The 12,117-nt window shown below is 44.2% G+C and carries 11 protein-coding genes; 7 read left to right on the top strand and 4 right to left on the bottom strand.

Annotated elements, in window-relative coordinates; genetic code table 11:
- Positions 1-43: 43 nt before the first annotated feature.
- Complete coding sequence (argE, locus tag HGT73_RS10205) at positions 44-1,189, bottom strand: acetylornithine deacetylase (protein WP_214214452.1); 1,146 nt, start codon at positions 1,187-1,189, stop codon at positions 44-46.
- Positions 1,190-1,349: 160 nt separating this feature from the next.
- Here argE and argC point away from each other — a divergent pair, with 160 nt between their 5' ends.
- The 4 genes from argC (at position 1,350) to argH (ending at position 5,823) form a co-directional block, all read left to right on the top strand.
- Positions 1,350-2,354 (top strand): N-acetyl-gamma-glutamyl-phosphate reductase, encoded by a 1,005-nt coding sequence (argC, locus tag HGT73_RS10200; protein ID WP_214214450.1) that lies wholly within the window; start codon positions 1,350-1,352, stop codon positions 2,352-2,354.
- 15 nt (positions 2,355-2,369) lie between these two features.
- Complete coding sequence (gene argB / locus HGT73_RS10195; protein WP_214214448.1) at positions 2,370-3,146, top strand: acetylglutamate kinase; 777 nt, start codon at positions 2,370-2,372, stop codon at positions 3,144-3,146.
- Positions 3,147-3,173: 27 nt separating this feature from the next.
- On the top strand, positions 3,174-4,382 hold the full coding sequence (locus tag HGT73_RS10190) for an argininosuccinate synthase (protein ID WP_214214446.1): 1,209 nt from the start codon (positions 3,174-3,176) through the stop codon (positions 4,380-4,382).
- 67 nt (positions 4,383-4,449) lie between these two features.
- Positions 4,450-5,823, top strand: a complete 1,374-nt coding sequence (gene argH, locus HGT73_RS10185) for an argininosuccinate lyase (RefSeq protein WP_214214444.1) — start codon at positions 4,450-4,452, stop codon at positions 5,821-5,823.
- 62 nt (positions 5,824-5,885) lie between these two features.
- Here the strand turns inward: argH and HGT73_RS10180 are convergent, their stop codons facing one another.
- Positions 5,886-6,620, bottom strand: a complete 735-nt coding sequence (locus HGT73_RS10180) for a glutathione peroxidase (protein ID WP_214214442.1) — start codon at positions 6,618-6,620, stop codon at positions 5,886-5,888.
- A gap of 129 nt (positions 6,621-6,749) precedes the next feature.
- Between HGT73_RS10180 and oxyR the strand changes: the two genes are divergently transcribed.
- Entirely contained in the window at positions 6,750-7,667 is a 918-nt protein-coding gene (oxyR, locus tag HGT73_RS10175) for a DNA-binding transcriptional regulator OxyR (RefSeq protein WP_214214440.1), read from the top strand.
- On the opposite strand, the gene sthA is transcribed toward oxyR, so the two are convergent.
- Complete coding sequence (sthA, locus tag HGT73_RS10170; RefSeq protein WP_214214438.1) at positions 7,650-9,050, bottom strand: Si-specific NAD(P)(+) transhydrogenase; 1,401 nt, start codon at positions 9,048-9,050, stop codon at positions 7,650-7,652. The two genes, oxyR and sthA, sit on opposite strands and share 18 nt — an antisense overlap.
- Before the next feature lie 191 nt (positions 9,051-9,241).
- On the opposite strand from sthA, the gene fabR reads away from it, so the two are divergent.
- Positions 9,242-9,886, top strand: a complete 645-nt coding sequence (fabR, locus tag HGT73_RS10165) for an HTH-type transcriptional repressor FabR (protein WP_214214689.1) — start codon at positions 9,242-9,244, stop codon at positions 9,884-9,886.
- 28 nt (positions 9,887-9,914) lie between these two features.
- Here fabR and trmA read toward each other — a convergent pair whose 3' ends face one another.
- Complete coding sequence (trmA, locus tag HGT73_RS10160) at positions 9,915-11,015, bottom strand: tRNA (uridine(54)-C5)-methyltransferase TrmA (RefSeq protein WP_214214436.1); 1,101 nt, start codon at positions 11,013-11,015, stop codon at positions 9,915-9,917.
- Between the two features lie 157 nt (positions 11,016-11,172).
- On the opposite strand from trmA, the gene murI reads away from it, so the two are divergent.
- Positions 11,173-12,021: a glutamate racemase gene (gene murI, locus HGT73_RS10155; RefSeq protein WP_214214435.1), complete on the top strand. Its 849-nt coding sequence runs from the start codon at positions 11,173-11,175 to the stop codon at positions 12,019-12,021.
- Positions 12,022-12,117: the final 96 nt, after the last annotated feature.

Raw genomic sequence — 12,117 nt, 5'->3', positions numbered from 1 at the left:
AGCGTTTTAACCTATCTATTCCTACCTTGTCATGATCTCCGACTTAGCAAAAATGATGGATTAATTTTTTCAGTAATCTATCGGTGGGATCGATAAATTTAGTTTCCAAATATTCATCGGGCTGATGCGCTTGTTCGATCGATCCCGGGCCTAACACTAGAGTTGGGCAGAGTTGTTGGATGAAGGGGGCTTCAGTGCAGTAATTCACAATTTCTGTTTTAGTACCGAGGACTTTTTCGATAAGCGTTACCAGTGGGTGGTGAACGGGGCACTCATACCCGGGAATAGGTGGATGTAAATCGGTAATGGTTAATCGTCCTGGCCATTGCTCGCTGATTGGGGCGAGGGCTTGTGCCAAGAGTTCGTGAAGATCTGTCAGTGAGAGACCTGGTAGCGGACGAATATCCATATGCAGTTCACAACAGGCACAAATTCTATTCGGTGCATCACCTCCAGAAATTTTCCCAAAGTTCATCGTAGGGTAGGGGATAACAAATCCCTCATGATGAAAACGATCCTTGAGCTGGCGGCGTAGTCCTTGAAGTTCAGTGATTGAATCATGCATAAGCTCGATCGCATTGATCCCTTTTTCTGGATCACTTGAGTGCCCGGAATGCCCTTCAATACGAATTGCTTTAGAGAGGTGGCCCTTGTGCGCGCGTACCGGCTGCAGTGATGTAGGCTCACCTATAATCGCACAGTCTGGTCGAATAGTGGTGGATTGTGCGAAATAACTGGCGCCTGCCATCGTGGTTTCTTCATCAGCGGTCGCTAAAATATAAAGAGGTTTGGTGAGTTGAGTTAAATCTATTTCAGTGAGTGCCGTAAGGATAAAGGCAAAGAAGCCTTTCATATCGGCAGTGCCTAATCCATATAGGCGATTATCACGCTCGGTTAGGGTAAAAGGGTCTTGTGTCCAGCGTCCCTCATCGTAGGGCACGGTATCAGTATGACCGGCCAGTAATAAGCCCCCACTTCCTTTGCCATAGGTTGCCAGCAAATTAAACTTATTTCGCGTATGCGGTACAGGCTGAAGTTCAACAGCAAATCCTAGTTGTTCAAACCAGTTTGCTAATAGCTCAATCAGCGGTCTGTTACTTTGATCCAGTACAGATTCTGTACCACTGATTGATGGTGTTGCGATTAATTGGCGATAAATTTCAATAAATGGTGGTAATTTGTTATTCACGGTTGACGCTCCTTTAATTAGGATGTACAAATATTCATGCAAATTATGTGAATAAAAATACATTATTGAGTGTCGTGATGACAATGATTTATTCACGATTCAAGGGAAAGTAGCAACTTAACCCGCACCTGTTTACGAGAGCTAAGAAAGGTCTTTTCTAATGTTGAATGCATTGATTGTTGGCGCTAGCGGCTATGCCGGTGCGGAACTGGCAACCTACCTGAATCGTCACTCTGAAGTTAACCTTGCTACGATAGCGGTATCTGCAAAAAGTGAAGATGCGGGTAAATTATTATCAGATCTTTATCCTCAACTCAAAGGTCGCGTTGATCTCGTCTTACAAGGTATGAGTGATCCACAGGCATTGGCTGAGCAACATGATGTTGTGTTTTTAGCTACCGCTCATGAAGTGAGTCATGATTTAGCACCTATTTTTCTTAAGGCCGGTTGTACGGTCTTCGACCTTTCAGGCGCTTACCGTGTTAACGATCCTGAATTCTATACCCGCTATTATGGCTTTACCCATCAGCATACTGATTGGTTAGCTAAAGCTGTTTATGGTTTGGCTGAATGGCAGGCGGAAAAGATCCAAGATGCGCAGCTTATTGCAGTACCTGGATGTTATCCTACGGCAGCACAATTAGCACTTAAACCCTTATTAGACCGTCAATTACTTAATACTGATTTCTGGCCAGTGATTAATGCGACCAGTGGTGTAAGTGGGGCTGGGCGTAAAGCTTCATTAAAGACGAGTTTATGTGAAGTTAGCTTACAACCTTATGGGATTTTTACACATCGCCATCAACCTGAAATCGCGACGCATTTGGGTATTCCCGTTATCTTTACACCGCATTTAGGCGATTTTCCTCGCGGTATTTCTGAGACGATTACTTGTCAGTTAAAAACTGCTGTTTCCCGTGAGGAAATTATTGCGATTTTTCATCAGGCTTACGATAACCAACCTCTTGTTAGATTCTACGATGAGGGGGTGCCTGCTTTGAAAGGCGTAATTGGTCTTCCTTTTTGCGACATCGGTTTTGCTGTAGAAGGTAAGCATCTGATTTTAGTGAGTGTCGAAGATAACCTGTTAAAGGGTGCGGCATCACAGGCAATACAATGTTTGAATATCCGTTTTAATTATTCGCCTACCCTTTCTTTACTTTAAGAAGAGTCCATTACTATGGTAAATCCATTAATCATTAAATTAGGTGGCGTTCTTTTAGATAGTGAAGAAGCGCTAGCTCGGCTCTTCGATGCATTACAGCTTTATCGTCATCAACATCAGCGACCTTTAGTGATTGTTCATGGCGGAGGGTGTTTAGTCGACGAGTTAATGAGTCAACTTAATCTTCCTGTTAAAAAACAAAATGGATTACGTGTTACTCCGGCTGACCAAATTGATATCATTACTGGCGCTTTAGCAGGGACGGCGAATAAAACGCTATTAGCTTGGGCAAAGAAATATGCGATTTCCGCTGTGGGATTATCCTTGGGTGATGGCAATATAGCTCAAGTCACGCAGCTGGATGAGTCATTAGGCCATGTTGGCAAAGCAAGTGCTGGCGACCCTGCACTTTTACACACGCTTTTAGCCGCAGGTTATTTGCCGATTATCAGTTCTATCGGTATTACCGATGAGGGACTTCTGATGAACGTCAATGCCGATCAAGCGGCTACGGCCTTGGCGTCAGCGTTGGGCGCAGATTTAATTCTCCTTTCTGATGTCAGTGGTATTCTTGATGGAAAAGGGCAAAAAATTGATCTGATGTCGGCGCAAATGGCAGAGACCCTCATCAATCAAGGTGTGATTACTGATGGGATGATTGTTAAAGTTAATGCAGCACTGGATGCGGCACGCTCGTTGGGCAGACCCGTCGATGTTGCCAGTTGGCGACATGCTGAAAAACTGCCAGACTTATTTAATGGCCTTGCCATTGGTACGCGGATTGTTGCGTAAATTAAAGAATATTTTCAAGGATCTATAATGCAAACTCAAAATATCAATAAAATCGTTTTAGCCTATTCAGGTGGTTTAGACACCTCGGCGATTATTCCTTGGTTGAAAGAGAATTATGGCTGTGAGGTTGTTGCTTTTGTCGCTAATGTTGGACAGGATCCTGCCGATCTGGAAGGCGTAGAGAAAAAAGCATTACAATCTGGGGCAACTGAATGTCACGTCGTTGATCTGCGTGAAGAATTTATCCGTGAGTATGTTTACCCAGTTCTACAAACCGGTGCTCTTTATGAAGGAACCTACTTGTTAGGAACTTCGATGGCTCGTCCTATCATTGCTAAAGCGCAAGTTGAAGTGGCATTAAAAGTGGGAGCAGATGCTCTATGTCACGGCGCGACAGGTAAGGGTAATGACCAAGTTCGTTTTGAAAGTACGTATGCCGCGCTAGCACCTCAATTAAAAGTTGTCGCACCTTGGCGTGAATGGGATTTACGCTCGCGTGAAGCGTTATTAGATTACCTCAAGCAACGCGATATCCCGACGACTGCGAGTTTAGAAAAAATCTATAGCCGTGATGAGAATGCATGGCACATCTCCACCGAAGGTGGCGTATTAGAAAGCCCGGCTAATGCTGCAAATCAGGATTGCTGGGTATGGACTGTTGACCCTATCGATGCGCCTGATCAGCCTGAAGAAGTAACGATTACGGTTGAGAAAGGTAAAGTGGTTGCGGTGAATGGTGAAAGATTAAGCCCATTCCAAGCGTTAGAGAAATTGAATATTCTTGGCGCAAAACATGGTGTTGGCCGTATTGATATTGTTGAAAACCGTTTAGTGGGAATGAAATCACGCGGTTGTTATGAAACGCCGGGTGGCACTATTATGGTCAACGCATTACGTGCCGTTGAGCAGCTTGTTTTAGACCGCGATAGTTTCAAATGGCGTGAACAGCTTGGCTTAGAAATGTCCTATGTTGTTTATGATGGTCGCTGGTTCACTCCTATTCGTAAGGCATTACAAGCTTCCGCTGAATCGTTAGCCGAAGGCCTTAACGGAGAGGTTGTGGTACGTTTATATAAAGGCCATGCGACAGCAATTAAGAAGAAATCTGAGAACAGCCTTTATTCCGAAGAGTTTGCAACCTTTGGTGAAGATGAAGTGTATGATCACAGCCATGCGGAAGGATTCATTCGTCTTTATTCACTCTCTTCACGTATCCGGGCATTAAAACAACAATAAGTTTTCAATACCTTGCTTTTAGGTGGCCAGAGTGGCCACCTTATCATCTATTTTCGGGAGATTTACCATGGCATTGTGGGGCGGACGGTTCACGCAGGCAGCCGATCAGCGGTTCAAACATTTCAACGATTCATTACGTTTCGATTATCGCTTAGCTGAGCAGGATATTATCGGCTCGGTTGCATGGTCAAAAGCACTTGTGACCGTTAATGTACTAACGGTTGAAGAGCAACAGCATCTTGAGCAAGCACTGGCGACATTACTTAATGAAGTGCGTGAAAACCCAATGCAAATTCTCGAAAGTGATGCAGAAGATATTCATAGTTGGGTGGAAGGTCAACTCATCGAGAAAGTTGGTGCTTTAGGGAAAAAGCTACACACCGGACGGAGTCGCAATGATCAAGTCGCCACGGATTTAAAGTTGTGGTGTAAATTTCAAGTCAGTGAACTGATAACGGCCGTACGATCACTACAACGTGCATTAGTGGAAACTGCCTCTCAGCACCAAGATGTCGTTATGCCTGGTTATACCCATTTACAACGGGCACAACCTATCACCTTTGCACATTGGTGTTTGGCCTATACCGAGATGCTAGCCCGCGATGAAAGTCGCCTTGAGGACGCCTTAAAGCGTCTTGATGTTAGCCCGTTAGGTTGTGGTGCGCTCGCAGGAACGGCTTATCCTATCGATCGCGAACAATTAGCAGAGTGGTTAGGTTTCGCCAGTGCGACGCGTAACAGTCTTGACTCAGTGTCTGACCGCGATCATGCGTTAGAGCTGATGAGTCATGCTTCTATTAGTATGATGCATTTATCGCGCTTTGCTGAAGATATGATTTTCTTTAATTCTGGTGAAGCGGGATTCATTGAATTATCAGATAAAGTCACTTCAGGTTCATCATTGATGCCGCAGAAAAAGAACCCGGATGCTCTAGAGCTTATTCGCGGTAAATGTGGTCGCGTACAAGGTGCATTGACCGGGATGATGATGACGCTAAAAGGTATCCCTCTGGCATATAACAAAGATATGCAAGAAGATAAAGAAGGACTCTTTGACGCTCTTGATACGTGGCTAGAGTGTTTGCACATGAGCTGCTTAGTGTTGGAAGATATTCAGCTTAATACTGCACGTTGCAAAGAAGCCGCAGAACAAGGTTATGCGAACTCGACAGAATTAGCTGACTATCTCGTCGCGAAGGGTGTCCCTTTCCGTGAAGCTCATCATATTGTAGGTGAAGTGGTGGTCGCAGCCATTAAGCAGGGTGTTCCGCTTGAACAGCTTTCACTCGAGCACTTTAAGCAATTTAGCAATGCTATTGAAGAAGATGTTTATCCGTTACTCTCTTTACAGTCTTGTTTGGATAAACGTAATGCTAAAGGTGGTGTTGCCCGTGAGCAGGTCACCTATGCCATTGAGCAAGCGTTAGCTCGATTAGCTTAAAAAAAAAGCGGACGAAAATTCGTCCGCTATCCCTGGTGTGGCTTACATCTTCTTATAATAATTTATACTGCGAAGTGCTTTTCTAAATCGTCACTGCCTCCAATATGGCGGCCTCCGATAAACACTTGTGGCACGGTAGAACGACCAGTGATTGCGCGTAAGCTCACAGTAGTCGCGTCCTGCCCTAAGACTAATTCTTCGTATTGCAGACCTTTATCTTGCAGTAGCTGTTTGGCTTTTGCACAGAATGGGCAGCCTGGCTTAGTAATGATTGAAACAGATTCTTGTAGTTTGTGATCTGGTGCTAAGTATTTCAGCATAGTGTCAGCATCAGAGACTTCAAACGGGTCACCTGGTTGGTCTGGTTCGATAAACATTTTTTCAATTTTACCATCGCGTACCAGCATAGAGTAACGCCATGAACGCTCACCGAAGCCTAAATCGTCTTTCCCGACCAGCATGCCCATACCACGGCTGAAATCACCATTACCATCTGGAATAAAGGTAATTTTCTCAGCGTGTTGATCTTGTTTCCATGCATTCATAACGAAAGTATCGTTAACTGATACACAAAGAATGTCATCAACGCCATGTGCAGCAAATACGCTGTGCAGCTCGTTGTAACGCGGTAGATGGCTTGAAGAACAGGTCGGTGTGAATGCACCTGGTAAAGAGAAAACAATCACAGTTTTATTTTTGAATAAGTCATCAGTGGTCAGATCGACCCACTTGTCGCCCTGGCGAGTGTGAAAAGTCACTTGTGGGACGTTCTTACCTTCTTGGTTTTCTAATGGCATGCTGTACTCCACTATTTAATATAGGTTAGCTGTTTTGATGTGCTAATAGTATAAGACATTCCTTGATAGGGCTAATCGTTCGTTGCTATGCTACCTATCGTTACGACCTATCATGAAGGAAGGGTATTAATGAACATCCGTGATCTGGAATATCTTGTTTCTCTGGCAGAACATCGTCATTTTAGACGAGCTGCTGATGCTTGTCATGTCAGCCAACCGACTTTAAGTGGCCAAATTCGTAAGTTAGAAGATGAGTTGGGAGTGATGTTACTTGAAAGAACCAGTCGCAAAGTATTATTCACCCAAGCGGGTTTACTTCTTGTTGACCAAGCAAGAACGGTATTGCGTGAAGTAAAAATTTTAAAGGAAATGGCGAGTCAGCAGGGTGAAACTATGTCGGGACCTTTACATATTGGGTTGATCCCGACAGTTGGTCCTTATCTCCTGCCACACATCATCCCGATGCTACACAAAAGTTTTCCAAAACTTGAGATGTATCTGCACGAGGCGCAAACTCATCAGCTTTTAGCCCAATTGGATAGCGGTAAATTAGATTGTGCAATCATGGCTCTGGTCAAAGAGTCTGAAGCCTTTATTGAAGTACCTCTATTCGATGAGCCAATGAAATTAGCGGTGTACAGTGATCATCCTTGGTGTCAGCGTCAAACTATCCCTATGTCTGATCTTTCCGGTGAAAAATTACTGATGTTGGAAGATGGTCATTGTCTGCGTGATCAAGCAATGGGGATATGCTTTCAAGCCGGAGCGAATGAAGATACACATTTTCGTGCTACTAGCCTGGAAACACTACGCAATATGGTTGCTGCCGGAAGCGGGGTCACCCTCATGCCAGCATTGGCAATTCCGAGCGAAAGGGAGCGGGATGGCGTTTGTTACATCGGCTGTGAGTCACCCGTACCTCAACGTACTATCGCGCTGATCTATCGTCCTGGTTCGCCCCTGCGTAGTCGCTATGAGCAACTTGCAGAGGCGATAAGTGCACATATGTATGCACTGCCTGCTGATGTATTAAAACAGTCTATTTAAGCCATTCAGCGCGGCAACACGGTAGGCTTCAGCCATCGTTGGATAGTTAAAGGTGGTGTTTACGAAATATTCAATTGTATTACCACCATTTTTTTGCTCCATGATGGCTTGTCCGATATGAATAATTTCAGCCGCACGTTCGCCGAAACAGTGGATACCCAAAATTTCTTTTGTTTCACGGTGGAAAAGAATTTTGAGACTCCCGACATTCATGCCAACGATTTGTGCGCGCGCTAAATGTTTAAATTGAGCGCGCCCTACCTCATAAGGAACTTTCATTGCGGTTAGCTGTTGCTCAGTTTTCCCAATAGAACTGATTTCTGGAATAGTGTAAATCCCAGTGGGAATATCTTCAACTAAGTGCGCTGTTGCCGCGCCTTTTATAATAGCTTGTGCAGCAATACGCCCCTGATCATACGCGGCAGACGCTAGGCTTGGGTAGCCAATGACGTCACCCACCGCAAAGATGTGGGGTTGCTGGGTTTGATACATATTGTTGACCTTGATTAAGCCTCTACTGTCGGCTTCAAGTCCCGCATTTTCTAAGGAGAGTGTATCAGTGTTACCGGTACGTCCGTTGGCAAATAGTAAGCAGTCGGCTTTCATCTTTTTACCCGACTTAAGGTGCATAATAACCCCATCGTCGGTGCCTTCTACTTTCTCGAACTCTTCATTGTGGCGGATGACAACGCCATTATTCCAGAAGTGATAAGAGAGTGAATCTGACATCTCTTGATCTAAGAAAGCGAGCAGGCGGTCACGAGTATTAATTAAGTCAACTTTTACCCCTAATCCCCGAAAAATAGACGCATATTCGCAGCCGATCACGCCTGCACCATAGATAATCACATGATTCGGTTCATGTTTTAATCCTAAGATGGAGTCGGAATCATAGACGCGCGGATGGGTAAAATCGATATTATCTGGATGGTAAGGGCGTGAACCACAGGCAATGACGAATTTTTCTGCGGTTAACAGCTCAACAGAGCCATCATGGGTGGTCAGTTCAAGTGTATGCGCATCAATAAATCGTGCATCACCTTGGAATAACGCACAGTGATTTCTTTCGTAAAATCCTTGGCGCATATTCGTTTGCTGCTGAATGACATTTTCAGTATGTTTAAGGATATCGGAAAACGAAGAGCGTAATAAACGAGTATGGTCGCTGTAGAGAGGATTTAAATTAAATTCAATGATACGGCTTACGGCGTGACGTAATGCTTTAGAAGGAATTGTTCCCCAGTGCGTACAGCCACCACCAATATTGTGATAGCGTTCTACCACAGCAATGTGGGCACCTTGCTTAACGAGGCCCATTGCTGCACCTTCACCACCAGGTCCTGAACCAATGACAATGGCGTCGTAATCAAAAGACTTTTTCATACCCATATGTCCTATATCTCTATACATTTTTACAACCTGATTCTAACATCTCCACGATATTAGCTAAATGGCAAAACGATTTTTCCGCATTTCTACGCAAAAATTTAAGTAACAGAGCGTAATAATGTTTCCCCCGCTGTACGCTGAAACTTTGGTATAGTCTTATCATGAAAGATAAAAAGGCAGAAGTCATGGGCGTTAGAGCGCAGCAAAAAGAACGGACAAGACGAGCGCTTGTTGAGGCTGCATTTAGCCAACTCAGTGCCGAACGAAGTTTTGCTAGCTTAAGTTTACGAGAGGTCGCTCGTGAAGCAGGCATTGCGCCAACCTCTTTCTACCGACACTTTAAAGATGTTGATGAACTCGGTCTGACGATGGTTGATGAAAGCGGTTTGATGTTACGTCAACTCATGCGTCAAGCACGACAGCGTATTGCCAAAGGTGGCAGTATTATTCGTACCTCTGTTGCGACCTTCATGGAGTTTATCGGTAATAATCCAAATGCCTTTAGGCTTTTGTTACGTGAACGCTCAGGTACCTCATCAGCGTTTCGTGCCGCGGTCGCTAGAGAAATTCAACACTTTATTGCTGAGTTAGCCGATTATTTAGAACTCGAAAATCATATGCCGAGAAGTTTCACTGAAGCACAAGCTGAAGCGATGGTCACCATTGTTTTCAGCGCCGGAGCTGAGGCTTTAGATATTGATCTTGCTCATCGTCGGCTGCTTGAGGAGCGTCTAGTGCTGCAACTTAGGATGATTTCTAAGGGGGCATACTATTGGTATCGTCGGGAACAAGAGCGGTTGGCGATGTATAACGAAGAGCATGAAGGATGAACCCTATAAATAATAGGGCTCCATAATTTTATCGTAGTGTAAGAAGAACGCCAGATTCCATATGATGAGTGTAGGGGAATTGGTCAAATAGAGCGACACGCGAGATAGTATGAGTTTCTGTAAGGACAGAAAGGTTTTCACACAGCGTTTCGGGATTACAAGATATATAAAGGATACGCGGGTATTGCTGTACCATTTTAAGGGTCTGCTCATCCAATCCACTACGGGGTGGGTCGACAAAAATGGTTTCGCAATTGTATGACTGTAAATCAATCCCTTTTAGTCGGTTAAATTTTCTTACGCCTTGCATTGCTTGCGTAAATTCTTCCGCTGACATGCGGATAATTTGTACGTTTTTAACCTGGTTGGCGGCAATGTTGTATTGCGCTGATTCTACAGAGGGCTTTGCAATTTCAGTGGCAAGAACGTGCTCGAAATTCTTCGCTAATGCGATGGAGAAATTTCCATTACCACAATAAAGCTCAAGAAGATCACCAGTCGAATCTTGGGTAATTTTTTGTGCCCACTCAAGCATGGAAATATTTATCGCGGCGTTTGGTTGTGTGAAGCTATTTTCCACTTGGCGATAGATAAGAGTTTCGCCATGAACGTTGAGGGTTTCTTCTATATAGTCTTTATCTAGGACGATTTTAGTCTTTGTCGCTCGGCCGATAATATCGAGGGTAAAACCTGATTGCCGTAATTTATCACGTAACTGACTCGCTGCAGCTACCCAATCATCATGCAATGGGCGGTGGTAAAGTAAGGTCACTAAAGCCTCACCACTCAAAGTCGTAAGATAATCAATTTGGAAGATCTTATGTCGAAGTACCGGGTCCTGCTTAATCGCTTCAATCATGATTGGCATCAGTTGATTAATTAACTCACTGGCGGCCGGAAACTGATCAACACGAATACGTGACTTTGTCTGTTGATCAAACATGATGTGATACAACTCGTCACCTTCATGCCAAAGACGAAACTCCGCGCGCATACGGTAATGACTCACAGGTGAACGGAAAACTTCAATTTCTGGATGTTGATAGGGTGACAATAACTGGCTGAGGTGTTGCTGTTTTTCAGTCAGTTGAGAATCGTATTGCGTTATTGGGAGATGTTCCGGAGTCATAAAGTGAACCTATAAAAGAGCCTGATCAGTGATGAATTGTAGGGATTCTAGATTTGATGTCCAGTTTCTATCGTTATCGACTACTGAGTTAACAGAGCTGAGAGTGGTATCATGGTGAACATAATCAGGCGTGCACGAGAAAAAAATGGTTATCCCAATGCAACATTCTTTAGAACAGCAATCTGTAACCGAGATAATGTCTCCCACAATACTCATTATTGATTCAGGCGTTGGTGGACTCTCCGTTTACAGCGAGATCGTAAAGCTATTACCTGCTGCATGCTACCTTTACGTTTTTGACAATGATGGATTTCCTTACGGAACTAAAGAAGAGTCATTCATTATTGAGCGGGTTATACAGATCACTCAACAAATGGCACAACGTTATACGATTGATCTCGTCGTTGTAGCGTGTAATACCGCAAGCACAATAACATTGCCTCGACTTCGTGATACTTTTGATTTTCCGATTATCGGCGTGGTACCAGCGATTAAACCAGCAGCACAAATGACGAGAAATGGTGTGATAGGGCTTCTTGCAACGAGAGGAACCATTCAACGCGAATATACGTATGCCCTTATTAAGCAGTTCGCCACAGACTGCCAGATAGAAATGCTAGGGGCCTCTTCACTAGTGGAACTGGCTGAACGTAAGCTTCGTCGGGAAAAGGTAAGTCTTCAAGCTGTTTATGATGCAGTGAAAGAATGGCTACAACTTACAATCATACCGGATACGATAATTTTAGGGTGTACTCACTTCCCATTATTAAAAGAAGAACTCCAGCAAGTTTTTCCAAAGGGAACCTGCTTTGTTGATTCCGGTGCAGCGATTGCCCGTCGTGCAGTATTCCTGTTGGGCAAAGGTAAGTCGGCTCCCTTGGTTAAGCAACATAACGTTGCTTTTTGTACGGTCAAAGACCCAAAAACAACGTTACTTTTGCCTGTTTTAAGTGAATATGGCTTTGAAAGGTTAGAAATTCTCGCAAATAATGAGCGAAAAGCATGAATTTTAATCGGTCAGCATTTTTTTTTAAATAATCCCTTGCGCTCTCGGCGGAACTCCCTATAATGCGCATCCACTGACACGGCAAAGCACGATACG

This window comes from Rosenbergiella australiborealis, from assembly GCF_018494035.1.
GTDB classification, from domain to species: domain Bacteria; phylum Pseudomonadota; class Gammaproteobacteria; order Enterobacterales; family Enterobacteriaceae; genus Rosenbergiella; species Rosenbergiella australiborealis.
Note: the sequence above shows the minus strand (reverse complement) of the source record. Positions and strands in the feature narration are given on the sequence as shown.

Coding starts and splice junctions, on each gene's coding strand:
- murI (WP_214214435.1), top strand. CDS start 11,173: ATGCAACATTCTTTAGAACAGCAATCTGTAACCGAGATAATGTCTCCC.
- argC (WP_214214450.1), top strand. CDS start 1,350: ATGTTGAATGCATTGATTGTTGGCGCTAGCGGCTATGCCGGTGCGGAA.
- fabR (WP_214214689.1), top strand. CDS start 9,242: ATGGGCGTTAGAGCGCAGCAAAAAGAACGGACAAGACGAGCGCTTGTT.
- HGT73_RS10180 (WP_214214442.1), bottom strand. CDS start 6,620: ATGCCATTAGAAAACCAAGAAGGTAAGAACGTCCCACAAGTGACTTTT.
- oxyR (WP_214214440.1), top strand. CDS start 6,750: ATGAACATCCGTGATCTGGAATATCTTGTTTCTCTGGCAGAACATCGT.
- trmA (WP_214214436.1), bottom strand. CDS start 11,015: ATGACTCCGGAACATCTCCCAATAACGCAATACGATTCTCAACTGACT.
- argB (WP_214214448.1), top strand. CDS start 2,370: ATGGTAAATCCATTAATCATTAAATTAGGTGGCGTTCTTTTAGATAGT.
- HGT73_RS10190 (WP_214214446.1), top strand. CDS start 3,174: ATGCAAACTCAAAATATCAATAAAATCGTTTTAGCCTATTCAGGTGGT.
- argH (WP_214214444.1), top strand. CDS start 4,450: ATGGCATTGTGGGGCGGACGGTTCACGCAGGCAGCCGATCAGCGGTTC.
- sthA (WP_214214438.1), bottom strand. CDS start 9,050: ATGAAAAAGTCTTTTGATTACGACGCCATTGTCATTGGTTCAGGACCT.